Source organism: Micromonospora inaquosa, from assembly GCF_003857055.1.
In the GTDB taxonomy this organism is placed as follows: domain Bacteria; phylum Actinomycetota; class Actinomycetes; order Mycobacteriales; family Micromonosporaceae; genus Micromonospora; species Micromonospora inaquosa.
Map to the genome: position 1 here is coordinate 1 of NZ_QGSZ01000127.1, position 25514 is coordinate 25514.

The 25514-nt window shown below is 70.2% G+C and carries 28 protein-coding genes; 10 read left to right on the forward strand and 18 right to left on the reverse strand.

Features of this window, described 5'->3' with window-relative positions:
• Nucleotides 1–3 precede the first annotated feature (3 nt).
• The 4 genes from DLJ59_RS03630 to rfbA all read right to left on the reverse strand — a co-directional run bounded on the left by DLJ59_RS03630 (nucleotide 4) and on the right by rfbA (nucleotide 3215).
• Nucleotides 4–198, reverse strand: a complete 195-nt coding sequence (locus DLJ59_RS03630) for a hypothetical protein (RefSeq protein WP_124771092.1) — start codon at nucleotides 196–198, stop codon at nucleotides 4–6.
• Nucleotides 199–277: 79 nt separating this feature from the next.
• Nucleotides 278–1636: a Pup--protein ligase gene (gene pafA / locus DLJ59_RS03635; protein ID WP_124771093.1), complete on the reverse strand. Its 1359-nt coding sequence runs from the start codon at nucleotides 1634–1636 to the stop codon at nucleotides 278–280.
• Nucleotides 1637–1704: 68 nt separating this feature from the next.
• Nucleotides 1705–2328, reverse strand: coding sequence for a dTDP-4-dehydrorhamnose 3,5-epimerase (rfbC, locus tag DLJ59_RS03640; protein WP_124771094.1), 624 nt, complete (start codon nucleotides 2326–2328; stop codon nucleotides 1705–1707).
• Nucleotides 2325–3215, reverse strand: coding sequence for a glucose-1-phosphate thymidylyltransferase RfbA (rfbA, locus tag DLJ59_RS03645; protein ID WP_124771095.1), 891 nt, complete (start codon nucleotides 3213–3215; stop codon nucleotides 2325–2327). The genes rfbC and rfbA overlap by 4 nt, the downstream gene beginning before the upstream one ends.
• 85 nt (nucleotides 3216–3300) lie before the next feature.
• On the opposite strand from rfbA, the gene rfbB reads away from it, so the two are divergent.
• From rfbB to DLJ59_RS03675, 6 genes are read left to right on the forward strand one after another with little or no spacing between them, the layout of a single operon-like run.
• A complete protein-coding gene (gene rfbB / locus DLJ59_RS03650; RefSeq protein ID WP_124771096.1) occupies nucleotides 3301–4302 on the forward strand; it encodes a dTDP-glucose 4,6-dehydratase in 1002 nt (333 codons plus the stop codon).
• The gene (gene rfbD / locus DLJ59_RS03655; RefSeq protein ID WP_124771097.1) at nucleotides 4299–5186 is read left to right on the forward strand and encodes a dTDP-4-dehydrorhamnose reductase; all 888 of its coding nucleotides are present in this window, start codon (nucleotides 4299–4301) and stop codon (nucleotides 5184–5186) included. Before rfbB ends, rfbD begins: the two co-directional genes overlap by 4 nt.
• Nucleotides 5183–5554, forward strand: a complete 372-nt coding sequence (locus DLJ59_RS03660; protein ID WP_030332916.1) for a DUF2304 domain-containing protein — start codon at nucleotides 5183–5185, stop codon at nucleotides 5552–5554. Before rfbD ends, DLJ59_RS03660 begins: the two co-directional genes overlap by 4 nt.
• On the forward strand, nucleotides 5547–6248 hold the full coding sequence (locus tag DLJ59_RS03665; protein ID WP_124771098.1) for a glycosyltransferase family 2 protein: 702 nt from the start codon (nucleotides 5547–5549) through the stop codon (nucleotides 6246–6248). Before DLJ59_RS03660 ends, DLJ59_RS03665 begins: the two co-directional genes overlap by 8 nt.
• Complete coding sequence (locus DLJ59_RS03670) at nucleotides 6245–7558, forward strand: lipopolysaccharide biosynthesis protein (protein ID WP_124771099.1); 1314 nt, start codon at nucleotides 6245–6247, stop codon at nucleotides 7556–7558. The genes DLJ59_RS03665 and DLJ59_RS03670 overlap by 4 nt, the downstream gene beginning before the upstream one ends.
• Nucleotides 7555–8583, forward strand: coding sequence for a glycosyltransferase family 2 protein (locus DLJ59_RS03675; RefSeq protein ID WP_124771100.1), 1029 nt, complete (start codon nucleotides 7555–7557; stop codon nucleotides 8581–8583). Before DLJ59_RS03670 ends, DLJ59_RS03675 begins: the two co-directional genes overlap by 4 nt.
• A gap of 64 nt (nucleotides 8584–8647) precedes the next feature.
• Here DLJ59_RS03675 and prcA read toward each other — a convergent pair whose 3' ends face one another.
• The 10 genes from prcA to DLJ59_RS03725 all read right to left on the reverse strand — a co-directional run bounded on the left by prcA (nucleotide 8648) and on the right by DLJ59_RS03725 (nucleotide 17940).
• Nucleotides 8648–9469: a proteasome subunit alpha gene (prcA, locus tag DLJ59_RS03680; protein ID WP_124771101.1), complete on the reverse strand. Its 822-nt coding sequence runs from the start codon at nucleotides 9467–9469 to the stop codon at nucleotides 8648–8650.
• Between the two features lie 64 nt (nucleotides 9470–9533).
• Complete coding sequence (gene prcB / locus DLJ59_RS03685; RefSeq protein ID WP_030332906.1) at nucleotides 9534–10373, reverse strand: proteasome subunit beta; 840 nt, start codon at nucleotides 10371–10373, stop codon at nucleotides 9534–9536.
• A complete protein-coding gene (locus DLJ59_RS03690) occupies nucleotides 10292–10789 on the reverse strand; it encodes an endonuclease VII domain-containing protein (protein WP_124771102.1) in 498 nt (165 codons plus the stop codon). The genes prcB and DLJ59_RS03690 overlap by 82 nt, the downstream gene beginning before the upstream one ends.
• Before the next feature lie 20 nt (nucleotides 10790–10809).
• Nucleotides 10810–11025: a ubiquitin-like protein Pup gene (locus DLJ59_RS03695; protein WP_124771103.1), complete on the reverse strand. Its 216-nt coding sequence runs from the start codon at nucleotides 11023–11025 to the stop codon at nucleotides 10810–10812.
• Nucleotides 11026–11129: 104 nt separating this feature from the next.
• Nucleotides 11130–12647, reverse strand: a complete 1518-nt coding sequence (dop, locus tag DLJ59_RS03700) for a depupylase/deamidase Dop (protein WP_124771104.1) — start codon at nucleotides 12645–12647, stop codon at nucleotides 11130–11132.
• A 145-nt stretch (nucleotides 12648–12792) separates the two neighbouring features.
• On the reverse strand, nucleotides 12793–14346 hold the full coding sequence (locus DLJ59_RS03705; RefSeq protein ID WP_124771105.1) for a DUF2142 domain-containing protein: 1554 nt from the start codon (nucleotides 14344–14346) through the stop codon (nucleotides 12793–12795).
• 57 nt (nucleotides 14347–14403) lie between these two features.
• A complete protein-coding gene (locus tag DLJ59_RS03710; protein ID WP_124771106.1) occupies nucleotides 14404–15336 on the reverse strand; it encodes a glycosyltransferase family 2 protein in 933 nt (310 codons plus the stop codon).
• 2 nt (nucleotides 15337–15338) lie between these two features.
• Nucleotides 15339–16286 carry a Gfo/Idh/MocA family protein gene (locus DLJ59_RS03715; RefSeq protein WP_124771107.1) on the reverse strand — a complete coding sequence of 316 codons (948 nt, stop codon included), beginning with the start codon at nucleotides 16284–16286 and terminating at the stop codon, nucleotides 15339–15341.
• A complete protein-coding gene (locus DLJ59_RS03720; RefSeq protein ID WP_124771108.1) occupies nucleotides 16279–17379 on the reverse strand; it encodes a DegT/DnrJ/EryC1/StrS family aminotransferase in 1101 nt (366 codons plus the stop codon). The genes DLJ59_RS03715 and DLJ59_RS03720 overlap by 8 nt, the downstream gene beginning before the upstream one ends.
• Before the next feature lie 18 nt (nucleotides 17380–17397).
• Nucleotides 17398–17940, reverse strand: coding sequence for an acyltransferase (locus DLJ59_RS03725; RefSeq protein WP_124771109.1), 543 nt, complete (start codon nucleotides 17938–17940; stop codon nucleotides 17398–17400).
• Between the two features lie 99 nt (nucleotides 17941–18039).
• On the opposite strand from DLJ59_RS03725, the gene DLJ59_RS03730 reads away from it, so the two are divergent.
• Nucleotides 18040–18453, forward strand: a complete 414-nt coding sequence (locus DLJ59_RS03730; RefSeq protein ID WP_158630777.1) for a GtrA family protein — start codon at nucleotides 18040–18042, stop codon at nucleotides 18451–18453.
• 83 nt (nucleotides 18454–18536) lie between these two features.
• Here the strand turns inward: DLJ59_RS03730 and arc are convergent, their stop codons facing one another.
• Nucleotides 18537–20321, reverse strand: coding sequence for a proteasome ATPase (arc, locus tag DLJ59_RS03735; protein WP_124771111.1), 1785 nt, complete (start codon nucleotides 20319–20321; stop codon nucleotides 18537–18539).
• A 178-nt stretch (nucleotides 20322–20499) separates the two neighbouring features.
• On the opposite strand from arc, the gene DLJ59_RS03740 reads away from it, so the two are divergent.
• Nucleotides 20500–20793 carry a ferredoxin gene (locus tag DLJ59_RS03740; protein ID WP_091408893.1) on the forward strand — a complete coding sequence of 98 codons (294 nt, stop codon included), beginning with the start codon at nucleotides 20500–20502 and terminating at the stop codon, nucleotides 20791–20793.
• A gap of 50 nt (nucleotides 20794–20843) precedes the next feature.
• On the opposite strand, the gene DLJ59_RS03745 is transcribed toward DLJ59_RS03740, so the two are convergent.
• From DLJ59_RS03745 to DLJ59_RS03755, 3 genes are read right to left on the reverse strand one after another with little or no spacing between them, the layout of a single operon-like run.
• Nucleotides 20844–21416, reverse strand: a complete 573-nt coding sequence (locus tag DLJ59_RS03745; RefSeq protein ID WP_124771112.1) for a hypothetical protein — start codon at nucleotides 21414–21416, stop codon at nucleotides 20844–20846.
• 46 nt (nucleotides 21417–21462) lie between these two features.
• Entirely contained in the window at nucleotides 21463–22464 is a 1002-nt protein-coding gene (locus tag DLJ59_RS03750) for a tRNA (adenine-N1)-methyltransferase (RefSeq protein WP_425271386.1), read from the reverse strand.
• Nucleotides 22461–23615, reverse strand: coding sequence for a site-2 protease family protein (locus DLJ59_RS03755; protein WP_124771113.1), 1155 nt, complete (start codon nucleotides 23613–23615; stop codon nucleotides 22461–22463). Before DLJ59_RS03755 ends, DLJ59_RS03750 begins: the two co-directional genes overlap by 4 nt.
• A 77-nt stretch (nucleotides 23616–23692) precedes the next feature.
• Here DLJ59_RS03755 and DLJ59_RS03760 point away from each other — a divergent pair, with 77 nt between their 5' ends.
• Nucleotides 23693–24607, forward strand: a complete 915-nt coding sequence (locus DLJ59_RS03760; protein WP_124771114.1) for a RecB family exonuclease — start codon at nucleotides 23693–23695, stop codon at nucleotides 24605–24607.
• A 207-nt stretch (nucleotides 24608–24814) separates the two neighbouring features.
• Nucleotides 24815–25501, forward strand: a complete 687-nt coding sequence (locus DLJ59_RS03765) for a response regulator (RefSeq protein ID WP_124771115.1) — start codon at nucleotides 24815–24817, stop codon at nucleotides 25499–25501.
• Nucleotides 25502–25514: the final 13 nt, after the last annotated feature.

Consider the following 25514-nt stretch of genomic DNA (forward strand, 5'->3'; position numbering starts at 1 on the left):
GGGTTAGGCCAGGAAGATCAGGGCTAGCCAGCCGCCCACGATGAGGATCAGGGCCAAGGCCAGCACCCAGGTCGGCACCGTGTAATCACCGCGCCGGTTACGGTCGATCTCGGCGCGGATCTTCTCCCGTCGGCGTTCGATCCAGTTCTGCCGCTCGGTGCCGCGCTCGGAGCGGTCGGAAGGTCCAGAAGTCGTCATGGCGCGCCCAGCTTAACCGCTCAGCGCGCCGGGCCGACCGGCCCCGTCGGCGCAACGCACCGCCGGGGCCGGCAAACCGTCACATGCTGGCGATCAGCCGCTCCACCCGCTCGTCGTACGCCCGGAACGGGTCCTTGCACAGCACGGTGCGCTGCGCCTGGTCGTTGAGCTTCAGGTGCACCCAGTCGACGGTGAAGTCCCGACGCTTCTCCTGGGCGTGCCGGATGAACTCGCCCCGCAGCCGGGCCCGGGTGGTCTGCGGCGGGGTCTCCTTCGCCTCGAAGATCTCCGGGTCGGTGGCCACCCGGTCGACGTCACCGCGTCGCTCCAGGAGCCCGTAGAGCCCCCGGCCACGGCGCACGTCGTGGTAGGCCAGGTCCATCTGCGCCACCCGGGGGTGCGACAGCGGCAGATCGTGCTTACGCTGGTAGCGCTCGATCAACCGCAGCTTGCTGACCCAGTCGATCTCCCGCGAGACCGGTTCCAGGTCGCCGGTCTCCACCGCGTTGAGAACCCGGCCCCACAGCTCGACGACCCGCTTGGCGGCCTGGTCCCCACCGCGTCGCTCGACGAACTCGGTGGCCTTCGACAGGTATTCCTGTTGGATGTCCAGGGCGCTGACCTCCTTACCGTTGGCCAGCCGCACCTTGCGCCGCCCGGTGATGTCGTGCGACACCTCCCGGATGGCCCGGATCGGGTTTTCCAGGGACAGGTCGCGCATCACCACCCCGGCCTCGATCATCCGCAGCACGATGTCGGCGGTGCCGACCTTGAGCAGCGTGGTGACCTCGTTCATGTTGGAGTCGCCGACGATCACATGCAGGCGCCGGTAGCGCTCGGCGTCGGCGTGCGGCTCGTCCCGCGTGTTGATGATCGGGCGGCTGCGGGTGGTCGCCGAGGAGACGCCCTCCCAGATGTGCTCGGCCCGCTGGGAGAGGCAGTAGACCGCGCCGCGTGGGGTTTGCAGGACCTTGCCGGCCCCGCAGATCAACTGCCGGGTGACCAGGAACGGGATGAGCACGTCGGCGAGCCGACCGAACTCGCCGTGCCGGGAGACCAGGTAGTTCTCGTGGCACCCGTACGAGTTGCCGGCCGAATCGGTGTTGTTCTTGAACAGGTAGATCTCACCCGCGATGCCCTCGTCGTGCAGCCGCTTCTCCGCGTCGACGAGCAGGCCCTCCAGGATCCGCTCGCCGGCCCGGTCGTGGGCGACCAGATCGGTCACCGAGTCGCACTCCGGTGTCGCGTACTCCGGATGCGACCCGACGTCCAGGTAGAGCCGGGCCCCATTACGCAGGAAGACATTGCTCGACCGACCCCAGGACACCACGCGACGGAACAGATACCGCGCGACCTCGTCCGGGGACAGCCGCCGCTGCCCGCGATAGGTGCAGGTGACGCCGTACTCGGTCTCGAGGCCGAAGATTCGCCGCTCCATGGTGTGACATTAGCCGCCCGGAGGCCCGGTTCGTCACTGTCAGACCACAGGTCGTGCCCCGAGCGCGGTCACATACCGGTTGAGTGCGACATTCCGTCCGGGCCGAGGCTCGCCACGAACCGCCGGCAGTTGTCGTACTCGGGAAGCAGCCCCCGCTCGCGGGCCTGCGCCAGAGTCGGCGCCGCGTCGTCGCGCGCGGACAGCAGCGGAACCTCGGCGGGCCACTCGATGCCCAACTCCTCGTCCAGCGGGTGCACCGCGTGCTCGCCGGACGGGTTGTAGGTAGCCGAGCAGAGATAGCTCAACGTCGCGTCGTCGGTCAACGCGCAGAACCCGTGCCCCAGCCCCTCGCTGAGGTAGACCGCCCGACGGTCGGTGTCGTCCAGCCGGACGCCCTCCCAACGGCCGAAGGTCGGCGAACCCACCCGCAGGTCCACGATCACGTCGAGCACCGCGCCCCGCACACAGGTGACGTACTTGGCCTGCCCGGGCGGGACATCAGCGAAGTGGACGCCGCGCACCACGCCACGCGCGGAGACCGACAGGTTGGCCTGGGCCAGCCGCAGCGGATGCCCCACCGCCTCGGCGAGCTTGTCGAAGCGGTACCACTCCATGAACATGCCGCGCGGGTCACCGTGCTGCGGGGGGGTGATCTCCCACGCGCCCTCGATGCTCAGCTCCCGGATCTTCACCAGGAACCCCCGTCGCCGTCGGCCTGCTCACGCAGCAGACCGAGCAGGTAGTCGCCGTAACCGCTCTTGGTCAGCGGCTCGGCCAGCGCGCGCAACTGCGCGTCGTCGATCAGGCCGGCCCGCCAGGCGACCTCCTCGACGCAACCGATCTTGAGACCCTGCCGTTCCTCGACCACCCGGACGAACTCGGCGGCCTGCATCATCGAGGTGAACGTGCCGGTGTCCAGCCAGGCGGTGCCTCGATCCAGCACCGTCACCGACAGCTCCCCGGTCTCCCGGTACGCCTCGTTGACCGCCGTGATCTCCAGCTCGCCGCGGGCGCTCGGGGTGAGCTTGCGGGCGATGCCCACCACCCGGTTGTCGTAGAAGTAGAGGCCGGGCACCGCGTAACGGGATTTCGGCCGGGCCGGCTTCTCCTCGATCGAGAGCACCCGACCATCGGCGTCGAAGTCGACCACGCCGTACTCCTGCGGGTTGGCCACCTGATAGGCGAAGACCCGCCCGCCGACCGGGTCACCGTGGTCGGCGAGCTGCCGACCCAGACCCACACCGTGGAAGATGTTGTCGCCGAGGACCAGCGCCACCGACTCGGCGCCGATGAAGTCCGCGCCGAGGATGAACGCCTGCGCGATGCCCTCCGGACGCTCCTGGCTGACGTACTCCAGCCGTAGCCCGAACTGGCTGCCGTCGCCGAGCAGCCGACGGAACTGATCCTGGTCGTCCGGCGTCGTGATCACCAGGATCTCCCGAACCCCGGACATCACCAGGGTGGAGAGCGGGTAATAGATCATCGGCTTGTCGAAGATCGGCATCAGCTGCTTCGAGACCGCCCGGGTGATCGGCCAGAGCCGCGACCCGGTGCCGCCGGCAAGTAGGATTCCGCGCACCGGGGAAGCCTAGCCGCACCCAGACAGGTTGTGCCGGGGTCGCATACCAGGCGCGGCGCCGCCCGTCGCGTATACTTCCGGACCCGTGAGGATCCTCGTCACCGGCGGAGCCGGATTCATCGGGTCGGAGTACGTCCGCCTGCTGCTGGGCAAACCCCTCGGCAGCGCAGACGGCGTGCCGCCGCTCGAGCCGGCCGTCGTGACCGTACTGGACAAGCTGACCTACTCGGGCAACCTCGCCAATCTCGCACCCGTCCGCGACGACCCGCGACTGCGGTTCGTGCAGGGCGACATCTGCGACCCGGTCGTGGTCGACGAGGTCGTGGCCGAGCACGACGTGATCGTGCACTTCGCCGCCGAGTCACACGTCGACCGGTCGATCGCCGGTGCCGCCCCGTTCGTCACCACCAACGTGCTGGGCACCCAGACGCTGCTCGACGCGGCGCTGCGCCACGGCACCGGACGATTCGTGCACGTCTCCACCGACGAGGTCTACGGCTCGATCGACGAGGGCTCCTGGACCGAGACCTGGCCCCTCGCCCCCAACTCGCCGTACTCGGCGTCCAAGGCCGGCTCCGACCTGCTCGCGCTGTCGTACCACCGCACCCACGGCATGGACGTGGTCGTCACCCGCTGCTCCAACAACTACGGCCCGCACCAGTTCCCCGAGAAGGTCATCCCGCTGTTCGTCACCAACCTGCTCGACGGCGGCACCGTCCCCCTCTACGGCGACGGCGGCAACATCCGGGACTGGCTGCACGTGCACGACCACTGCCGCGGCATCGCCCTCGTGCAGCAGAAGGGCCGCGCCGGCGAGGTCTACAACATCGGCGGCGGCACCGAACTGACCAACAAGGAACTCACCGGGCTGCTCCTGGACGCCTGCGGCGCCGGGTGGGACCGGGTCGTCCCGGTCACCGACCGCAAGGGCCACGACCGCCGGTACTCGCTGGACATCACCAAGATCAGCGACGAGCTTGGCTACCACCCCAGCATCACCCTGGACCAGGGCCTCACCGACACCGTCCGCTGGTACCGGGACAACCGCGCCTGGTGGGAACCCCTCAAGTCCACGCCGGCCGCATGACCCGGCTCCTCGTCACCGGCGCGGGCGGGATGCTCGGCCGGGACCTGGTCGCCGTACTGAAGTCACGGCCCGACCTCAAGGTGACAGCCGCCACCCGCGCCGACCTGGACGTCACCGACCGCGCGGCGGTGAACGCGGCCGTCGCCGGGCACGACCTGGTGATCAACGCGGCGGCCTGGACCAACGTCGACGCCGCCGAGGCGGACGAGGCCACCGCGACCGCCGTCAACGGCGATGCCGTCGCCCACCTGGCCGCGGCGTGCGCCACCGACGGAACCCGACTGATCCAGGTCTCCACCGACTACGTTCTCGCCGGCAACGCGCACACCCCCTACCCGGAGGACGCGCCCACCGCGCCGGTCAACGCCTACGGCCGCGGCAAACTCGTCGGCGAACAAGCCGTCGCGCGGCTGCTGCCCGACACCGGCTACGTCGTACGCACCGCCTGGCTGTACGGCGCCCACGGCCCCAACTTCGTGGCCACCGTGCTCCGACTCGCCACTCAGCGTGAGCACCTCGACGTGGTCGACGACCAACACGGCCAGCCCACCTGGTCCTACGCACTCGCCGAACGGCTCGTCGCGCTCGCCGACGCGGCACTCGCCGGTCACGCCGCGCCCGGCGTCTACCACGGCACCTGCGCCGGGCAGACAACCTGGTACGGGCTGGCTCGCGCCGCGTTCACGCTGGCCGGGCTGGATCCGGACCGCATTCGACCCACCACCAGCGACCGGTATCCGCGTCCCGCCCCCCGGCCTGCGTACAGTGTGCTAGGGCACAGCCGCTGGGCAGCCGTAGATCTGCCCCCGCTTCCGGACTGGCACAGCGCCCTGGTCGACGCGTTCCACTCCCCCGCTCCACCCGCCCCGTGGAAGGTCGCATGAAGCTCACCCTCGTCACCGGCCTGACCGGTCTGCTGCTCCTCGGCACCATCGTCGAGCTGCTGCGCCGTCGTCAGCTGCGCGAGAAGTACGGCATGCTCTGGCTCGCCGTACTGGTCGTCGTGATCCCGCTGTCCCTGTTCCCCCGGCTGCTCGACAACGTCGCCGAACTGCTCGGCGTCGCCTCCGGTGTCAGCCTGGTGCTCTTCCTCGGCATCGTCTTCCTGCTGCTGGTGTGCGTGCACCTGAGCTGGGAGGTCAGCGCACTCGAAGAAGAGACCCGCACCCTGGCCGAAGACTTCGCCCTGCTCCGCGCCGAGATCGACGCGGACCGGGCGGCCCGTGACGAGTTGGTGTCGACCGATGGTTAACGGCAAGCGCACCTTGATCATCATCCCGGCTCTCAACGAGTCCGGCTCGATCGCCGACGTCGTCGGCGAGATCCGCGGCGAACTGCCCGGCGTCGACGTGCTCGTCGTCGACGACGGCTCCACCGATCGCACCGCCGCCGTCGCCGCCGCCGCCGGCGCCCAGGTCGCCAAACTGCCGTACAACCTCGGCGTCGGCGGGGCCATGCGCCTCGGCTACCGCTACGCCCGCGACCACAACTACGACGTCGCCATCCAGATCGACGCCGACGGTCAGCACGACCCCCGGTACGTGCCGAAGCTCGTCGACCTCCTCGACGACAACGACCTCGTCATCGGCGCCCGCTTCGCCGGTGAGGGCGACTACACCGTCCGCGGCCCCCGCCGCTGGGCGATGGTGATGCTCTCCGCCGTGCTGTCCCGAGTCGCCCACACCAAGCTCACCGACACCACGTCCGGCTTCCGCGCCGCCAACCGGCGAGTCATCGAAATGTTCGCCACCTGGTACCCGGCCGAGTACCTCGGTGACACGGTGGAGACCCTGGTACACACCGCCCGCCGCGGATACCGCATCCGGCAGGTGCCGGTCGCCATGCGCAAACGGATGGCCGGCACGCCCAGCCACTCCCCCGCCCGGGCGATGATCTACCTCGGCCGCGCGTTCGCCGTCCTCACGCTGGCGCTCATTCGCCGGTGATCCATCGCCTGCTCCGCCTGATCCCGCCCGGCACCATCGCAGTCGGTGCCGGGCTGGGCCTTCTTGGCCTCGCCTCCTACGTGCACCTCGCGGTCGCCGGCCACAGCCTCAGCGAGGCCGACTACAACTCCCTGTCGGTGCTCTGGTCGATCGTGTTCACCCTCGGCATCGGCGTGTTCATGCCGATCGAGCAGGAGGTCGCCCGGGTGGTGGCCGCCCGGCACAGTCAGGGGCTGCCCCCAGGGCCGGTGCTGGCCCGCGGCGCCACCGTCGCCGCCGTGCTGCTCGCCGTGCTGGTGCTGGCCCTCACGGCCGGCCGCCACCTGATCGCCGACAAGCTCTTCGACGGCGACGGCACCATGGTCACCGTGCTGGTCGGCGCGCTCGCCGCGATGGCCGTCGCCTACGCCACCCGCGGCGTCCTCTCCGGCCTGCAACTGTTCCCCTGGTACGGCACACAACTCGGGATCGACGGCGGCCTGCGCATCATCATGGTCGCCCTGCTCGGGCTGGCCGGGGTGACCTCCCCCATCTGGTACGGCGTCGTGTTCGTCGCCGCCCCGCTGGTCAGCGTCCTACTCACCCTGCCGCCGGTGCTGCGCGCCATCGGCGGCGGCCCACCGGTGGCCTGGGCCACCCTGCTGCGGGGCCTCGGCCTGCTCACCGCCTCCAGCCTGCTCTCCCAGGTCGTGGTGAACATCGGCGTGATCAACGTCAAGCTACTCGCCCCCTCCGACACCGCGGCCGCCGGAGCTCTGCTCTCCGCCCTCGTGCTGGTCCGCATCCCCCTGTTCGTCTTCAGCTCCCTACAGGCGTCACTGCTGCCCGGCCTGGCCACCACCGCCACCACCGGCGACCAGGTCGGCTTCCACAACCTGCTGCGCCGGGCGCTCGGCATCGTCACCGCGCTCGGCCTCACCGGCGCCCTCGGCGCCGTGCTGCTCGGCCCGTGGCTGGTCGGCGCGCTCTTCGACGCGCCCGGCGTCCTCGGCCACGGCGATTTCGCCTGGTTGGCGGCCGCCACGCTCGCCTACCTGTGGGCGATGGTGCTCGGCCAGGCCCTGCTCGCCCTCGACCGGCACCGCGCCCAGGCTCTCGCCTGGACCGCCGGCGTCGCCGCGCTGATCGCCGTGACGCTGATCCCCGCCCCGGTCACCCTGCGAGTCGAGCTGGCGTACACCATCGGCTCCGTCGTCGTGGCCGCCACCATGGCGATACTGCTGCTGCGCGGCGGCGTCCGCCGACCCACCACCCCCACCCGGCCGCTCGCCGAGGCCGCCGCCCCTGCCGCAACCGGAGGCATCCGATGACCCGCCCACAGGTAACCGCGGTGATGCTCGCCTACGGCGCCGAGCCGTACCTGGTCAACGCCGCCCAAGCCATCCTGGCCAGCACCGACGTCGACATCGAACTGGTCGTCGTCGACAACGGTTGCACCGGCGACGGCATCGACATCGTCAAGGGCTTCCCCCAGGTGCGGGTGGTCCGCCCCGAGCAGAACACCGGCTACTCCGGCGGCTGCCGGATCGGCGCCGCCGAAGCCACCGGAGACTGGCTCGCCTTCGTCAACTCCGACGCCGTCGTCGCCCCCGACGCCCTCGCCAAGACGGTCGCGGTCGCCGCCGAACCGGGCGTCGGCGCCGCGATGGCCTCCATCCGGCTCGCCGACACCCCGGAACTGATCAACACCTCCGGCAACCCGCTGCACTTCACCGGGCTCTCCTGGGCCGGCGGCAACGGCGAACCGGCCACCGCCCACGCCGTACGCACCAGCGTGCCGTCCCTCAGCGGCTGCTGCTTCGTGATCAGCCGGCAACGGTGGCAGGAGCTCGACGGCTTCGCCGCCGAGTACTTCGCCTACCACGAGGACACCGAGCTGAGCCTTCGGCTCTGGCAGCGCGGCCTGCGCCTGGAGTACGTCCCCGACGCCGTCGTGCGCCACCACTACGAGTTCTCCCGCAACGACCTGAAGCTCTACCTGGTGGAACGCAACCGGCTGGTCACCCTGCTCACCGCGTACCAGACCCGGACGCTGGTGCTGCTCGCCCCGATGCTGCTGCTCACCGAAGCGGCAATGCTCGCCGCCGCGCTCGCCGGCGGGTGGACCCGGCAGAAGACCCGCGGCTGGGGCTGGCTGTGGCGCAACCGGTCCTGGGTGGGTGCCCGCCGCCGTCAACTCCAGGCCGAACGTACCGTGCCCGACGGGGTGATCGCCGAGCTGATGACCGCCCGGGTCGCCCCCTCGAACGTCGACTCGCCCCCCGGCATGGGCGTCTTCAACGCGGTCGCCGCCGGCTACTGGGCCCTCGCCCGGCCGCTGCTGCAACGCCGCTGACCCACCAGACGAGAAAGCGCCGGGGCCCGCTCACGCGGACCCCGGCTCTTTTCTCGTCTCACGATCAGCTGTCGGCCTGCCCCGGCCGATCCTCCAGGTCGGCGGAGCCCGCCGAGCTGGTCGGCTTCCCCGCTTCCCCGGTCGGCACGCTCGGCGTGTCCGGCAGGTCGCTCGCCGGCGGTGCCGCCTTGCCGTCCAGCAACGCGGTCAGCGCGGCCCCGGTGATCCGCCGGAACGTCCGGCCGACCCGCTGACGGTCCAGCACCGCCACCTCGAGCTGGTTCGCGGCGATCGTCCGAGCCGCGCCGCCCTCCCCACCGACGCTGCTCAGCGCCTGCACCGCGACCTTTGCCGCTTCCCCGAGCGACATGTCCGGCCGGTGGTTGGACTTCAACACGCCGGTGATGGCCTCGGCCTGACCACCCATCGCCATCCGACCCGGCTCGTCGTTGACCGAGCCGTCGTAGGTGAGCCGGTACAGTTCGTCCTCAGCCGCCGTGGCCCCCACCTCCGCCACACAGATCTCCACCTCGAACGGCTTCGACTGCTCGGTGAAGATCGCGCCAAGGGTCTGTGCGAACGCGTTGGCCAGGGCCCGACCGGTGACGTCCCGGCGGTCATAGCTGAGGCCGTTCAGGTCGGCCATCCGCACGCCGGCCCGCCGAAGGTTCTCGAACTCGTTGTAACGGCCGACCGCGGCGAAGCCGATCCGGTCGTAGATCTCACTGACCTTGTGCAGGGCGCTGGAGAGGTTCTCCGCGACGAAGAGCACCCCGCCGGAGTAGCTCAGGACCACGGCGCTGCGCCCGCGAGCAATGCCCTTACGGGCCAACTCGGAACGGTCACGCATGATCTGTTCGGGCGAGGCGTAGAACTGCATGGCCACGGCGGCGGTTCTCCTAACGGCGCTGTGCTGACGACTGCTGGCTGGTGGGGGTGGGCGGGCGGACCTAACCGCCCGGATTTTCCATCCGGCCGGCGACCACGCCCTCGGCGATCGTCGCCGTCTCGGCGTCGGTGAGCCGGTAGGTGCCCTCGGCAGTCGCGGTCATCACCACGGGATAGATCCGCCGGGTCAGGTCGGGCCCGCCGGTCGCGGTGTCGTCATCGGCCGCGTCGTAGAGCGCCTCGACCGCCAGCCGCGTCGCGTCCTCGACGGACAGCCCGGCCCGGAACCGCTTCTTCAACGCGGACTTGGCGAACAACGACCCGGACCCGATCGCGTCGTAGCCGGTCTCCTCGTACGGGCCACCGGTCACGTCGAAGCTGAAGATCCGACCGGCCCGCGCCGGGTCGGCGGCGGCCAGGTCGAACCCGGCGAAGAGCGGCACCACGGCCAACCCCTGCATGGCCGCCCCCAGATTGCCGCGAATCATCGAGGCCAACCGGTTGGCCTTACCGTCCAACGAGAGCATCGCGCCCTCGATCTTCTCGTAGTGCTCCAGCTCCACCTGGAACAGTCGCATCAGCTCGATGCCGATACCGGCGGTGCCCGCGATGCCGACCAACGAGTACGCGTCGGCGGGGTGCACCTTCTCGATGTCGCGCTGGGCGATCAGGTTGCCCATGGTGGCCCGTCGGTCGCCCGCCATCACCACACCCTCGGCGGCCGCGATGGCGACGATGGTGGTCGCGTGCGGCGCCAGGTCGGCGGCCATGCCCGGCGGCAGCGGTCGCCGACCGGGCAGCATCTCGGGGGCCACCCGACTCAGAAACGTCGTGAAGGAGGACGTCCCCGCGTTGGTGAACACATCTGGTAGACGCCCGGATGGATCAAAGCCCGCTGCCACGTGGTTCCTCTCAGGTACGTGATCGCCCTGGCCAGCCTCATGGGACTGTCACGGAACTGGCCAAGACCACCGTTGCAGTTGAAGCAGAGTATCCCGCGCACCCATCCGGTGCGATGATCGTGGTCCAGATGTTGCGGGTGGGCAGCGCCACAGATCGCACAGACCCCGCCCTGCTCGGCCAGGAGCTCCTGAAACTCTTTCTCGCCCACGCCGTGCCGCCGCCGCAGGTGGTACTCGCGAGTCCCGCCGTACAACCGTTGCTTGGTCTCGCGAGTTCGGTCGTTGTGGCATGGCTTGAAGTAGCTGCCGCGACCGCTGGGCCGCTTACTGCTAGAGCAGAAGTCGCTCAGCGGCTTCCACTCCGCGCAGTCGCGGCACCGCCGTTGACCGTCCTGATCCTCCCCGGAGCAGGCCATGTCCGAATTATCCTGCTTGTCTACTGGCCTCCTTTTTGCACATATCCTCTCACGAACTCCTCTGCGTTTTCTTCGAGGACGGAGTCGATCTCGTCGAGGAGGTCGTCGACGTCCTCGGTGATCTCGGCGTGCCGCTCGGCCACCTCAGGGTTGGCCTCGGTGGTGACGTCCTCGATTTCCTCGCCCTGACGGGACTTGCCGGACTGCGACTGGCCGCCGCTGTCATGAGTGACCACTGCTGCCTCCTCCACGATCGTCTGCGATGAACTTACCTCGCGCGGGCGACGAAAAGCCCGCCGCGCGCCGGCTTGCGGCACACGACGGGCTGACGAATCCGGAATCAGCCCCCGGTCAACGTCTCCAGCAGGTCCTTGGCGCTGGCGCAGCGGTCGAACAGAGCACCGACGTGCGCGCGGGTGCCCCGCTCCGGCTCCATCATCGGGACCCGCACCAGCGACTCCCGGCCCACGTCGAAGATCACCGAGTCCCAGCTCGCGGCCACCACCTCGGAGGCGTACTGCGCCAGGCAGCGACCACGGAAGTAGGCCCGGGTGTCCTCCGGGGGCTCGGTCATCGCGGTGCGGGTCTCGTCGTCGGTGAGCAGCGTCTTCATCGCCCCCCGGCTGACCAGCCGGTGGTAGAGGCCCTTCTCCGGCCGGACGTCGGAGTATTGAAGGTCGACCAGTTGAAGCTTGTGCGAGCCCCAACCGAGCTTCTCCCGCTCCCGGTAGCCCTCCAGCAGCCGCAGCTTGGCCACCCAGTCCAACTCGTCGACGCAGAGCATCGGATCCCGGCCCAGCCGGTCCAGGATGCTCTCCCAGCGGTCGAGCACGTCGACGGTCTGCTCGTCGGCGTCGGTGCCGTACCGGTCGTCGACAAAGGACCGGACCCGCTCCAGGTAAGCCCATTGCAGGTCCAGTGCGGTGAGCCGGCGGCCGTCGCGCAGTCGCATCCGGTACGTCAGGGTGGGGTCGTGGCTGACGGCACGCAGCTCGCTGACCGGGTCGGCGATGCCGAGGTCGGCCCCGAGCGCCTTCTCCTCGATCATGGTGAGGATCAGGGCGGTGGTGCCGACCTTGAGGTAGGTGGAGATCTCGGAGAGGTTGGCGTCGCCGATGATGACGTGCAGCCGGCGGTACTTGTCGGCGTCGGCGTGCGGCTCGTCGCGGGTGTTGATGATCGGCCGCTTGAGGGTGGTTTCCAGGCCCACCTCGACCTCGAAGAAGTCCGCGCGTTGGGAGATCTGGAAGCCGCTCTGGCCGCCGTCCTGGCCGATGCCGACCCGGCCGGCGCCGCAGACGATCTGCCGGGTGACGAAGAACGGCGTCAGGTACGCCACGATGTCGGCGAACGGCGTCTGCCGCCGCATCAGGTAGTTCTCGTGGGCGCCGTAGCTGGCGCCCTTGTTGTCGGTGTTGTTCTTGTAGAGGTGGATCGGCTGGGTGCCCGGGATGGTGGCGGCCCGACGGGACGCCTCGGCCATCACCCGCTCGCCGGCCTTGTCCCAGCGCACGATGTCCCGAGGGGTGGTGACCTCCGGAGTGGAGTATTCGGGGTGGGCGTGGTCCACGTAGAGCCGGGCGCCGTTGGTGAGTATCACGTTGGCCAGGCCGAGGTCTTCGTCCGCGAGAGCTTCGGCGGGGTCGTACGCGGCGCCGGAGTAGGTGAAGCCGCGGGCGTCGCGCAGCGGCGATTCTTCCTCGTAGTCCCACCGGGCCCGACCGCCCCGGTTGAGTTCCGGACGTGCCCCGTAGGCGTTGACCACCTGCGACGAGGTGACCATCGGGTTGGCTCCGGCCTGTCCGGGCACGGAGATGCCGTACTCGACCTCGGTGCCCATGATTCGCCGTACGCTCATGCCGCGCCCCGCTTCAGCTCGCTGACGTACCGGTCCACGCCCGCGCCGGCCGGCGCGTTACCGCTCGATCGGCCCTGCACTCCAGACTAGTCCGATTCCGACAGCAACGCCCGCACCGGGCGCGGTCGGCCGGTCGTTCGGTCGATCAGCGAAGATCCGGCGTCGGAGCCTGCTCGGAGATCGCGGACGCCGGCTCGTCGGGCTCGTTCAGTGGGCGCATCGAGACGCGCCAGGCCAGGACGCCGAGCAGGGTCAACCCGAGCACGCTCGCCAGCAGGGGCGTGATCGAGCCGAGTGGCGGGTGCCAGTCGCCGGCGAACGGGTTGAAGGTGCGGAAGGTCAGGTATTTCGGCAGCCCGTCCTGCCACCGCACCATCGTCAAGATCAGAACGAAGAGTTGGATCGGCAGGAGCACGATGACGCTGAGTCGGACCAGGGTACGGCTGCGGGTCGCGTCGAGCCCGCGCTCCTCCCAGACGTACGCGGCGAACAGCATCACTCCGGCGAGCATCGGCAGCATGTAGCGGCCCTGGGTGACGAACCCGGTCTGCTTGATCAGGGCCACCTGCATCACGGACGGCACCACGGTGCCGGCGACGATCAGGACGAGCAGCCGCCAACGGTCGACCAACCGGCCGAAGACGAACGCCCCGATCAGTAGCGTCGCGGCGACGAACTGCCAGCTCAGGTAGATCGGCGCGGGCATCCGGGTGTCCAGCCACGACGTCACTCCGACCATCTGGTCGAGGTAGCCGCGCCACCGGTCGGTCTCGGCGAGGGCCGCTTGACCGTAGGTGTAGACGTGGCCGCCGTACTTGCCGAGGTCGGAGGATTTCATCACCACGCCCCAGCCGACCGCGGTGACGGCTGCCACGGCGATGCCGCCCACCCACCACCACACGGCCCTCTCGCGCACCAGCCGGCCGACGTTGCTCTGCCGCCACGGGAAGGCGAAGGCAACGAACGCCGCGGCCAGCCAGAGCGGCCCGGTCTGGCGCAGCATCGCGAGCAGCAGGCCGCTGATGCCGGCCAGGATGAGGAGCCCGTGGTGCGGCTTCGGTCGGCGGTCCAGGAACAGGGGTATGGTCGCCGCGAAGAATGCCACGCCGGCGGCGATCTCCACGCCGTTGGGGTTGACGGCGCTGGCCATCTGGGCGGCCATCGGGGTGACGGCGACCAGCAGCCCGGCGATCATCAGACGCCGTCGGGACCAGTTCACCGCCACGACGAACGCGCTGGCCAGCAGCGCCGCGGCGATGCCGGCGCTGATGAACCGGGCGAGCAGCACCCCGGACCAGCCTGGCCAGAGGTCGAGCGGCCAGCCCACCAGGGCGTAGTAGACGGGGTGGTAGCGCCCGGCGCCGGTGCCGGCGCGTACGGGGGTGTCGTCACTGCCCGGTGGGACCGCGCAGGCGGCGGAGACGGCCGGCTTGAACTGCCAGCACTGCTCTCTGACCAGGCCGGCGGGGACGTCCTGGAAGGCGCCGGAGCCCTTCTTGGCGTCGGCCGGCGGCGGGGCGATCTCCCCCGCCGCGACACCCGCGGCGCGGATCATGTGTTCCCGCTCGTCCGGCGTGCCGTCGTAGGGGGCGGCGACCGACCAGGCCCCGATGGTCAGCAGGAAGCCGACGAAGGCCAGGATCCAGACCCGGCGAGCGCCGGCGACGGCGCCGTCGCCGGCCGCAGGTTGTTCGGTCATCGCGGTTCTCTGCGCTGCCTTTCAGAGGGCGTGAAACGGATCAGGGCGCGGTACCGGTCAGTCCGGCGTCGACTGGATGTCCAGGGTGAGCGCGGAGATCAGCATGTGGATGCCGGTCAGTAGCGGCCCGACGCAGAGCAGGACGCTGCCGGTGGTGGCGACCGGTGGGCCAAGCGTCTCCGCGAGCACCCAGATCCCCCAGCCGGCGCCGAACAGGATGAGGAACAGGCCGGTGAAGAAGAGCAGGGCGACGGCGGAGAACGAGGCGAGCACGTGCTTGAGCAGCATCCGCCGCCAGAAGCCGCGGAACAGGAGGCTGGCGATGCGGGGGGCCACCCGGTGGATGCGCATCGTCGACACCTCCTCGCCGTAGCTGGCGGGGATCGGTACGTCCTTGGCCCGGGCGTTGGCGATGTTGAGCCAGATCAGGAGGTCGTTCTCGAATTCGTAGCCGCGGGCCACGGCGGCGACGTTGAGGCGCAGCAGGGCCGACCGGGATACCGCCGTGTAGCCGTTCTGCGGGTCGAAGAGGTTCCAGTAGCCGCTGGCGACCTTCGTCGCGAACGACAGGGCGACGCTTCCCAGCATCCGTACGGCCGGCATGTCGGCGAACGAGGTGCGGGAGAAGAAGCGGTTGGCCTTGGTGAACTCGTAGCCGTCGTCGCAGATCGGGTCGAGCAGCGCCGGCAGGTAGGCCGGGTCCATCTGGGCGTCACCGGCCATCACGACGTTGATGTCGGCGCCCAGGAGAAGGGCCCGCTCGTGCCCATCCATGATCGAACCACCGACGCCGGTGTTCTTCTCGTGGTCGATGACGACGACCCGTGGGTCGCCCACCGCGCGGGCGCGCTCGGAGGTGTCGTCGGTGGAGCAGTCGTTGATGACGACGATGAAGTCCACGAAGTCGGGCATCGTGGTGATCGTCTTGCCGATCAGCCGGCTCTCGTTGTAGGCCGGGACGACGGCGGCGATCTTCTGACCCTTGTACATGCTCAGCCGACCAGCGCGGTGTCGCGGATCTGCAGGCAGACCTCGAGCGCGGCCAGGCCGTCTTCGCCGCTGACGATCGGTCGGCGACGGTTGACGACGCAGTCGGCGAAGTGGCGCAGCTCGTGCATCAGGGGTTCGCCGTGCTGCGAGAGGAAGGGAATCTCGACCCGTCCGCTCTGCCGGTAGCGCACGCCGCCCTCGGAGAGGAACTCGGAGTGCTCGATGCGGTGCACCTCGACCTGCTGGCGCAGCAGGTCGGCGATGACGCAGTCGTTGCGCTGGGTGAGGGTGACGCGGCGGATCTTGTTCTGGCTGACCCGGCTCGCCGTGATGTTGGCGATCATGCCGTTCTCGAACATGAGCAGGGCGAACGCCAGGTCCTGCTCCGCGGAGCGGACGATTCGGGTCGCCGCGCGGTGCGCGACGATCTCCGAGCCGGCCACCGTCCGTGCCAGGTCCACGTCGTGGATCATCAGGTCCAGCAGGACGTCGGCGAGGGCGCGGTTGGAGAACGGGCCGACCCGGGTGATCTCCAACGACAGCGGGTCGTCCACCAGTTGGAGGAGCTCCGTCACCGCCGGGTTGAAGCGTTCGACGTGACCGACCATCAACACGCGGTCGTGCTTCTCGGCGAGGTCGATGAGGTTGCGCGCGTCGGCGACGGACGTCGCGATCGGCTTCTCGACGAGCAGGTCCCGGCCGCTGCGCAGGATGCGTGCGCCCAACTCGCCGTGCGTCTCGCTCGGGGTCGCCAGGATGACCGCGTCCACGTCGGCCAGCGCCTCGTCGAGGTCGGTCGTGTACTGCGCGCCGATGGCCTTGGCCAGGGTGGCGGCCCGCTGGGGGTCGGGGTCGCAGACGGAGGTGACGGTGACGTCCGGCGTGGAAAGGGCCACCCGACCATGGTTGGCGCCCATGATGCCCGCGCCGATGATCGCCAAATTAGGCATTGAACGCACCTCGTACGGCCTCGATCACCTGGTCGACGTCGTCGTCGGTCAGGTGCTGGTGAACAGGAAGGGAGAGCGCCTCCTCGGCGGCGCGCAGGGCACGTGGGGTTTCGTCAGTGCCGATCTGCGGGTGACCCGTGTAGCAGTCGTAGTGGTGCATGAGGCGGGGGTAGTAGAGACCGTAGCCGATCTGCTGCTCGTCAAGCCGCTTGCCGAGGTCGTCGCGGCTCAGTGGCGCGTCGGCGCCGATACGCACTGTGTACTGGTGCCAGACGTGGCTGCGCCCCTCCGGCACGAACGGGGTGGTCAGCCCGGGCAGGTCGGCGAGGCCGGCGGTCAGCCTCGCGGCGTTCGAGGCCCGACGGGCCGTGGTCTCGGCCAGCCGGCCGACCTGCGGCACGGCGATGGCCGCCTGCAGGTCGGTCAGTCGCCAGTTGTGGCCCGGAGCCTCGTACTGGTAGCGCACCCGCATGCCCTGGTTGCGCAGCAGCCGGAGCCGGTCGGCGATGGCGTCGTCGGAGGTGGTGATCAGGCCGCCTTCGCCGCACTGCAGGTTCTTCGTCGCGTACATGGAGAAGCAGCCGACGCCGAACGAGCCGACCGCCCGGTCACCGACACGGGCGCCGTGCGCCTGGGCGGCGTCCTCGACGATCGCCAGCCCGGCGGTGTCGGCGATCGCGGTGAGGGCCGTCATGTCGGCGGGCAGTCCGTAGAGGTGCACCGGCAGGATGGCCTTGGTCCGTCCGTTGACCAGCGCCTTGACCGAGTCCGGGTCGATGGTGAAGTCGTCACGGATGTCGGCGAAGCGGACCGTCGCTCCGGACTCGAGAATCGCGTTCAGGGTGGCCGCGAAGCTGAAGGGAGTGGTGATCACCTCGTCGCCGGGCTGCAGACCGAGCGCTTCGAGAGCGGCCACCAGGGCAACGGTGCCGTTGCTGACGGCCACGGCGTGGGGGACACCGCAGAGTTCCGCGAAGGACCGCTCCAGTTCGGCGACCATCGGCCCCTGGGCCAGCCTGCCGGAGCGCAGAACCGACAGGACCGCGGCCTCTTCCTCGGGGCCAATGACCACCGAAGTGATGGGAATAGACATGGGGGTCTCCTGTGAGGTTCAGCGCTCTTCGAGTACGCCGGCGGGCAACTGCTCGTCGCCGCGGGCGACCACCTCGCCGTTGCGGTTGACCCAGCCGAGATGCCGGGCCGGGTTGCCGGCCACGAGTTGGTACGGCTGCACGTCCCGGGTGACGACGGCGCCCGCGGCCACCAGGGCGAACTCCCCGATCTCGGTGCCGCAGACGATCGTGGCGTTGGCGCCGATGGAGGCCCCGGTGCGGACCAGGGTCGGCGTGACCTTCCAGTCCGGGTTCTGCGCGCGCGGGTTGAGGTCGTTGGTGAAGACAGCGCTCGGGCCGACGAACACCTCGTCCTCAAGCGTGACACCGTGGTAGACGGAGACGTTGTTCTGCACCTTGACGCGGTCGCCGATGGTGACCCCGGCATCGACGAACACGTTGCGCCCGATCGTGCAGTCGGCGCCGATGCGAGCGGTCGAACGGACATGCGTCAGATGCCAGATCCGAGTCCCGGCTCCGATCTCCACCCCGGCCTCCACCTCGGCTGTCGGGTGGACGGAGGCGCTCGGCACGTCGGTCACTGCACACCTTCGGGGGGTCTCGGGGCGATCGCGGGACGGGGAGACGATAGCGTGCTCCACCGTGACGACACATGGCGGGTCCGCATCCGAGGGTCAGCGATGAAGGCGGCGGCCTCGGCGACGCTGGCAGGTCTGACGCGCCGCAGCGAGGTGCGGTTTTTGATCGTCGGCGGTCTCAGCGCGATCACCGACACCAGCGCGCTCTACCTGTTCCACGGGGTGCTGGGGGTGTGGCTGCCGTTCGCCACGGTGCTCGCCTTCGCCGTGGCGTTCGTGGTCAACTTCGGGCTCAACCGCGCCTGGTCGTTCGGCTCGAGCGGTGACGTCGGCGGGCAGGCGTGGCGCTATCTGCTGCTGGTGCTCGTCAATCTGGCTCTCACGGTCGCACTCGTGCAGGGGTTGACCTGGGCCGGCCTTCCGTATCTGGTCGCGAAGGTGCTGACCACCGGGGGCCTGGCGGTGCTGAATCTTTTCGTCTCCCGCAAGTGGATCTTCACCGACGGTCAGCGCTGACGCGCGCGACGGCCCGCCGCACGCGTGCACAACGGCAACCGGGGCGACGCGTCGAAACGCGTCGCCCCGGTTGAACGCTGGTTCTACAGGTACTGGCCGGTGTTGCTGGCGGTCTCGATGGACCTGCCGGCCTCGGCGCCCTTGCCGCCGGAGACGAGCGTGCGGATGTAGACGATCCGCTCGCCCTTCTTGCCGGAGATGCGCGCCCAGTCGTCGGGGTTGGTGGTGTTGGGGAGATCCTCGTTCTCGCGGAACTCGTCGACGCAGGCGTCGAGCAGGTGCTGCAGACGCAGCCCCTTGCGACCCGAGGTGAGGAACTCCTTGATGGCCATCTTCTTGCTCCGGTCGACGATGTTCTGGATCATCGCGCCGGAGTTGAAGTCCTTGAAGTAGAGGACTTCCTTGTCACCGTTGGCGTAGGTGACCTCGAGGAAGCGGTTCTCCTCGGTTTCGGAGTACATCCGCAGCACCACGGCGTCGATCATCGCCGCGACGGTGGCCTGAGGGTCGGTGCCGTGTTCGGCCAGGTCGTCCGGGTGCAGGGGCAGCCCGGAGAGGATGTACTTGGAGAAGATGTCCTTGGCCGCCTCGGCGTCCGGTCGCTCGATCTTGATCTTCACGTCGAGACGACCGGGACGCAGGATCGCCGGGTCGATCATGTCTTCCCGGTTGGAGGCGCCGATGACGATGACGTTCTCCAGACCCTCCACGCCGTCGATCTCGCTGAGCAGCTGCGGGACGATGGTGTTCTCCACGTCGGAGGAGACACCGGAGCCACGGGTCCGGAAGATCGAGTCCATCTCGTCGAAGAACACGATCACCGGTGTGCCCTCGCCGGCCTTCTCCCGGGCACGCTGGAAGATCAGCCGGATGTGCCGCTCGGTCTCACCGACGTACTTGTTGAGCAGCTCGGGGCCCTTGATGTTGAGGAAGAAGCTGGTGTGCTTCTCCTTGCCCTGGCGCTCAGCGATCTTCTTGGCCAGCGAGTTGGCCACCGCCTTGGCGATGAGCGTCTTGCCGCAGCCGGGCGGGCCGTAGAGCAGGATGCCCTTGGGCGGGCGGAGCTGGTGCTCACGGAACAGGTCCGCGTGCAGGAACGGCAGCTCCACCGCGTCGCGGATCTGCTCGATCTGCGACTGGAGGCCACCGATGTCGCCGTAGTCGACGTCGGGCACCTCCTCCAGGACCAACTCCTCGACCTCGCTCTTCGGGATCCGCTCGTACGCGTACGCCGAGCGGGGCTCGATCATGAGCGAGTCGCCGGCCCGGATCGCCGAGCCGATGAGCGTCTCGGCGAGGTGCACGATGCGCTCCTCGTCGGAGTGGGAGACCACCAGCGCCCGGTCACCCGGCCCGCCGTTCGGTCCCTCCAGGATCTCCTTGAGCATCACCACCTCACCGACCCGCTCGTAACCGAACGCGTCGACGATGTTGAGCGCGTCGTTGAGCAGGACCTCCTGGCCGCGCCGCAGGTCACCCACGTCGAGCGAGGGCGAGACCGAAACCCGTAGTTTTCGGCCGCCGGTGAAGACATCCACCGTGCCATCCTCGTGCTTGGCCAGGAAGACGCCGTACCCACTCGGCGGTTGCGCGAGCCGGTCGATCTCCTCCTTGAGCGTCACGATCTGCGTGCGAGCTTCCTTGAGGGTGCTCACCAGCCGGTCGTTGTTCTCGGTCAGCCGCGCCAACTGAGCCTGGGTGGCCGCCAGCCGCTCTTCGAGCTGCCGGACGTGTCGGGGGCTTTCGGTCAACTTGCGCCGCACCAGGGCGAGTTCCTCTTGCAGGAACGCGACCTGCGTGGAGAGATCGTGGGCTTCCTTCTCCCACCGTGCGGCGCGCGAGTCCGCGTCGTCGCTACGTGCTGCCACGTCCCACCTCCCCGGGGGGCTTGAACGTTCTGCCCTAACACTAGCCGCTATGAGGCCGATTCGGTCCCACGCAACACCCTCGTCACCGAACCTTGATCGCCAAGGGTGGCCTGACGGGCGGTTACCGGCGTTCGGGTACCGTCGGAGCGTGGGACGGGAGAACATGGGGGGTGCACAGGTGGCCGAGGTCGCGACCGACGAGTTGCAGGTCTGGGTCGACCAGGATCTCTGCACCGGCGACGGGCTCTGCGTGCAGTACGCGCCGGAGGTTTTCGAGTTCGACATCGACGGCCTGGCCTACGTCAAGGGCGTCGATGGTGAGTTGCGGATGGCGCCGGGCAGCCGGGTCGACGTCCCCGCGCACCTGCGACTCGAGGTGATCGACTCCGCGAAGGAGTGTCCGGGCGACTGCATCCACGTGGTGCGCGGCGACGGCGTCGAGGTCGCCGGCCCGGACGCCGAGGAAGACTGACCCACCGGCCGGGCCGCGCAGGCCCGGCCGGGGTTCAGAAGGGGTACGCCTCAGAGCATCGGCCGGCCGACCACCGAGGCGACCAACCGCGCGAACTCCTCCAACCGGGCGATCTGCCCGGCCCCGCCGTCGTCGAGGGTCTTACCGAAGCGCAGCGCGTCGTGCCGGGGCGTGCCGACCATCTCCTCGCTCGGCGGCGCCTCGTCCAACGAGGTGAGCAGCAGATAGACGTCGATGCTGTCGACCCGGATCTCGCCGCTCTCGGAACGGTTGAGCCGCCGCCGGCAGCCCACCTCGGTGACTGTGGAGACCGGCACCACCCGCAGTGACGAGGTCATCGAGCCCGGCGGGCCCTCCTCCGGCGGCACGTCCTCGCCGTGCCAGAGGATGAGCCGGCTGCCATCGCAGACGACGACCTCCTGCCACACCCCGTTGACCTCGTTGACGAAGCGTTCCAGGGTGAAGCCGAGCACCGACGCGCCGCGCAGCACGCCGCCGAGCGCCTCCAAGGCGACATCCGGGTCACGCAGGTAGGCCCGCGCCGCGGACTCCAGGTCCTGGTAGGGCGACCAGTCGGGAAAGACCGCGGGGAGGTCTCCACCGCCGTAGCCCGGTCGGCTCATGCCAGCGTCTCCCCCTGCTCGGCGGTGCCGACACCCAGCTCGATGGTCACGGCCTGTCCATCTCCCCCGTACCGTTGGGCTGCGCGCCTGCGGCCTGGGCGGCGGTGGCCTGTCGGGCCGCCTCCGCCTCGCGCAGGTCCTGGCGGCGCTGCGCGTACGCCTCGGTGCCCTTGCTGGGCTTGCGGCGACGCGGCGGCGCGGTGACTCCCGGGGCCAGCTTGCGCGCGGACACCAGGAAGGCGGTGTGCGCGATCATCCGGTGGTCCGGCCGGACGGCGAGGCCCTCGGCGTGCCAGTCGCGCACCAGGGACTCCCAGGCCCGCGGCTCGGTCCAGCCGCCCCGCTCGCGCAGCGCCTCCACCAGCTCGGAGAGCTGCGGGGTGGTGGCGACGTAGCCGATGAACACCCCGCCGGGCACCAGCGCCCGCTCGACCATGTCGAGGGTCTCCCAGGGGGTCAGCATGTCCAGGATGATCCGGTCGAAGCCGGTCTCCTGGCACTGCGCGACGTCACCGACGTGCAGGTTCCACGAGGGGTGCGGCCCGTTGAAGAACGCCTCGACGTTGCGCTTGGCGATCTGGGCGAAGTCGTCGCGCAGCTCGAACGAGTGCAGCTCGCCCTCGGTGCCGACGGCGCGCAGCAGCGAGCAGCTGAGCGCGCCGGAGCCGGCGCCGGCCTCGAGGACCTTCGCGCCGGGGAAGATGTCGCCCATCGCGACGATCTGCGCCGAGTCCTTGGGGTAGATCACCTGGGCGCCGCGCGGCATGGACAGCACGTAGTCCGACAGGAGCGGCCGCAGGGCCAGGAACGCGGTGCCGCCACCGGCGGTGGTCACCACGCTGCCGTCGGGGAGCCCGATCAGCGCGTCGTGCGCCAGGATGCCGCGGTGGGTGTGGAACTCCTTGCCGGGCTCCAGCGTCACTGTGTGCATCCGCCCCTTGGGGTCGGTCAGCTGGACCCGGTCGCCGGGCCGGAACGGCCCCCGGTGCACGGGTGTCAGTGCCGGGGTGGCGGGGTCGGCGGCGACGGTGGAGGGAGTTGCGGTCACGGTGTCATCTTCCGGTTGGGTTCGAGGAGCTGTGCCAGGTCCGCGATGTGCAGAATGCCGACGACATCTTCGCCTGACGTCACCACGTACTGCGCGCCCGGGTAGGTCTGTACGGCCTCCATCACCCGCTCGCCGTCCCACCCGAGCGACAACGTGGGAAGTGTGCCCAGCGACCGGGCGACGGCGTCGACCGCCAGCCACGGTCGGCGCTCGACCGGCACCGCGTCGGCGGCGGCCGGGTCGACCAGCGCCACCGGCCGACCGGTGGAGTCGGTGACCAGCAGCGCGGCGCCGGGCTGCCCACTCTCGGCGCGTCTGCGCTGGGCCTCGGCCAGCGGCGTACCGGTGGCCACCGGCCAGGCCGGACGGGCCAGCCGGGCGAGGTCGATCAGCGGGAACCGGCGGCTGACCCGGGCGGCCCGGATCGACTGCCCGGCGCCGCGCCAGAGAGTGACGGCGACCAGCAGCATCAGCGGCAGCGCCAACGGTGCCAGACGCCGCTCGACGGTGAGGAGCAGAACCAGGGCCGCGGTGCCGACGGCGACGATCCGGCCGGCCCACCCGGCGACCTCGGTGCCGAGGTGCCGGTCGCTGGTCAGCCCCCACACGGCGGCGCGCAGCGCCCGGCCGCCGTCGAGCGGCAGGCCGGGCAGGCTGTTGAACAGCGCCACGATGACGTTGCTGACCGCGAGCTGGAAGGCGAGCTGGTGGGCCACGGTCCCCTCGGGCAGGGCGAGTGTGGCGGCGACCGCCAGGACGCCGAGCACCGCGGAGACCGCCGGGCCGGCCAGCGAGACCAGCAGGTCGACGCGGGGCGACGGGGCGTCGCGGTCCATCTCGGTGTAGCCGCCGAGCAGCTCCAGGGTGATCCCGCGCACACCGATGCCGTACCGCCGGGCGGTGAGGGCGTGGCCCAGCTCGTGCAGCAGCACCGAACCGAGCAGCGACACGACGAACCCGAAGCCGATCAGGTAGCCGCTGAGCTGCGGCAGGCCCAGTTGCCGGCGGGCGAACTCGCCGTACAGCACGGCGATGAGCACCGCGAGCAGGACCATCGAGCCGTTGAGGTGCAGCGGCACCCCGAACACGCGTCCGACGTTCAGGCCGAGGCGTCGGTCTGGTCGGCGCGGCGGCCGGGTTGTCTGCTCCATCGCCACGATGCTACGGACCGTCGCTGTGCGGGGCGGGCGGCGGGCGGTGTCACACCGGTGCCCTAACCTTTGCCGACATGACGGCGGAATCGGTCACCACCTCCCAGCCCTCCCCTGCCGCGCAGGCGCCGCCGACGGTGCGGGCCTCGCTGTCCCCGTCGCGGGCGGCGGATTTCAAGACCTGCCCGCTGCTCTACCGGTTCCGCAGCATCGACCGGCTGCCCGAGCGCACCACCATGGAGCAGGCCCGGGGCACGCTGGTGCACGCGGTGTTGGAGCGCCTGTTCGACCTGCCCGCCACCGGCCGCACCCCGGAGGCGGCCGGTGACCTGGTGGCCCCCCAGTGGGACCGACTGGTCACCGAGCAGCCGGAGCTGGCCGGGATCTTCGACGACGCGGAGCCGGCCGGCCCGGTGGAGTTCCTCCGCTCCGCCGCCGGGCTGTTGCAGGGTTACTTCGCGGTGGAGGACCCGACCCGGCTGGAGCCCGCCGAACGGGAGAGCCTGATCTCCGCGGTCGTCGACGAGGAGTTGCTGATCCGGGGTTACCTCGACCGGCTCGATGTCGCGCCCGACGGCGCGCTGCGGGTGGTCGACTACAAGACCGGCGGCGCCCCACGCGAGGCGTTCGAGGCACGGGCGTTGTTCCAGCTGAAGTTCTACGCCCTGGTGCTGTGGCGTACCCGGGGGGTGGTTCCCCGGGTGCTGCGGCTGCTCTACCTGCGCGACGCCGAGGTGTTGGACTACACACCGGACGCCGACGAGCTGGTCCGCTTCGAACGCACCGTGGTGGCACTGTGGCGGGCGATCGAGCAGGCCACCGCCCGGCAGGATTTCCGGCCCCGGCCGAGCCGGCTCTGCGACTGGTGCAGCCACCAGGCGCTGTGTCCCAGCTTCGGCGGCACCCCGCCGCCGTTCCCGGTCGCCGCGGCGAGCGCCGACCCGCTGCGTGACTCGCGGGCCACCCCGGTGGCGCCGGGCGCCGACGACTGACCGTCTCCTGAGCGACGCGCACGTCCGGCGCGACGGGTTCGGGCGGGATCACCTGCCGCCCCCCGACGCCGGAAGACCCGACCGCGGCGGTGCCGTCGCGGTCCGGACAGGGCGACCGGCCGGCCTCTACGGTGATCCGCGACGCACCGACTCCGGTACGCGAGGATGACCGGTGCGCGTCACGACGTCGGCGGGACGGGAGACGAGATGAGCGAACAGGCGCCCTCGGCGCGGCCGGTGCGGATCCTGCTCGCCGACGACCAGCCGCTGCTGCGGACCGGGTTCCGGATGGTGCTGGGCGCCGAGAGCGACCTGGACGTGGTGGCGGAGGCCGGTGACGGCGTGGAGGCGGTGGAGTTGTCCCGCCGACTGCTGCCCGACGTCGTGTTGATGGACATCCGGATGCCCCGGATGGACGGGGTGGCGGCGACCCGGGCGATCGTCGGCGCCCGACTGCCGGTCCGGGTGCTGGTGCTCACCACCTTCGACCTGGACGAGTACGTGGTGGGCGCGTTGCGGGCCGGCGCCAGCGGGTTCCTGGCCAAGGACGTGCCGGCCGAGGACCTGATCGCCGCTATCCGCACGGTCGCCGGCGGGGACGCGGTGGTGGCACCTCGGATTCTGCGGCGGCTGCTGGACCGCTTCGCGGAGCTGCTGCCCGACCCGGCGGTGACGCCGTCGGCGGCGCTCGACGCGCTCACCGACCGGGAGCGCGAGGTGCTCGTGCAGGTCGCCCGGGGGCTGTCCAACGCCGAGATCGCGGCGGTCCTGTCGGTGAGCGAGACCACCATAAAGACCCATGTCGGGCACGTGTTGACCAAGCTGCGGCTGCGCGACCGGGTGCAGGCGGTCGTGCTGGCGTACGAGTCGGGGCTGGTCCGCCCCCGGGCGTAGCCGCACCGGCCCG

Coding starts and splice junctions, on each gene's coding strand:
- DLJ59_RS03630 (WP_124771092.1), bottom strand. CDS start 198: ATGACGACTTCTGGACCTTCCGACCGCTCCGAGCGCGGCACCGAGCGG.
- pafA (WP_124771093.1), bottom strand. CDS start 1,636: ATGGAGCGGCGAATCTTCGGCCTCGAGACCGAGTACGGCGTCACCTGC.
- rfbD (WP_124771097.1), top strand. CDS start 4,299: ATGACCCGGCTCCTCGTCACCGGCGCGGGCGGGATGCTCGGCCGGGAC.
- DLJ59_RS03660 (WP_030332916.1), top strand. CDS start 5,183: ATGAAGCTCACCCTCGTCACCGGCCTGACCGGTCTGCTGCTCCTCGGC.
- DLJ59_RS03665 (WP_124771098.1), top strand. CDS start 5,547: ATGGTTAACGGCAAGCGCACCTTGATCATCATCCCGGCTCTCAACGAG.
- DLJ59_RS03675 (WP_124771100.1), top strand. CDS start 7,555: ATGACCCGCCCACAGGTAACCGCGGTGATGCTCGCCTACGGCGCCGAG.
- DLJ59_RS03690 (WP_124771102.1), bottom strand. CDS start 10,789: ATGGCCTGCTCCGGGGAGGATCAGGACGGTCAACGGCGGTGCCGCGAC.
- dop (WP_124771104.1), bottom strand. CDS start 12,647: ATGAGCGTACGGCGAATCATGGGCACCGAGGTCGAGTACGGCATCTCC.
- DLJ59_RS03705 (WP_124771105.1), bottom strand. CDS start 14,346: ATGACCGAACAACCTGCGGCCGGCGACGGCGCCGTCGCCGGCGCTCGC.
- DLJ59_RS03710 (WP_124771106.1), bottom strand. CDS start 15,336: ATGTACAAGGGTCAGAAGATCGCCGCCGTCGTCCCGGCCTACAACGAG.
- DLJ59_RS03715 (WP_124771107.1), bottom strand. CDS start 16,286: ATGCCTAATTTGGCGATCATCGGCGCGGGCATCATGGGCGCCAACCAT.
- DLJ59_RS03720 (WP_124771108.1), bottom strand. CDS start 17,379: ATGTCTATTCCCATCACTTCGGTGGTCATTGGCCCCGAGGAAGAGGCC.
- DLJ59_RS03730 (WP_158630777.1), top strand. CDS start 18,040: ATGAAGGCGGCGGCCTCGGCGACGCTGGCAGGTCTGACGCGCCGCAGC.
- DLJ59_RS03745 (WP_124771112.1), bottom strand. CDS start 21,416: ATGAGCCGACCGGGCTACGGCGGTGGAGACCTCCCCGCGGTCTTTCCC.
- DLJ59_RS03755 (WP_124771113.1), bottom strand. CDS start 23,615: ATGGAGCAGACAACCCGGCCGCCGCGCCGACCAGACCGACGCCTCGGC.
- DLJ59_RS03760 (WP_124771114.1), top strand. CDS start 23,693: ATGACGGCGGAATCGGTCACCACCTCCCAGCCCTCCCCTGCCGCGCAG.
- DLJ59_RS03765 (WP_124771115.1), top strand. CDS start 24,815: ATGAGCGAACAGGCGCCCTCGGCGCGGCCGGTGCGGATCCTGCTCGCC.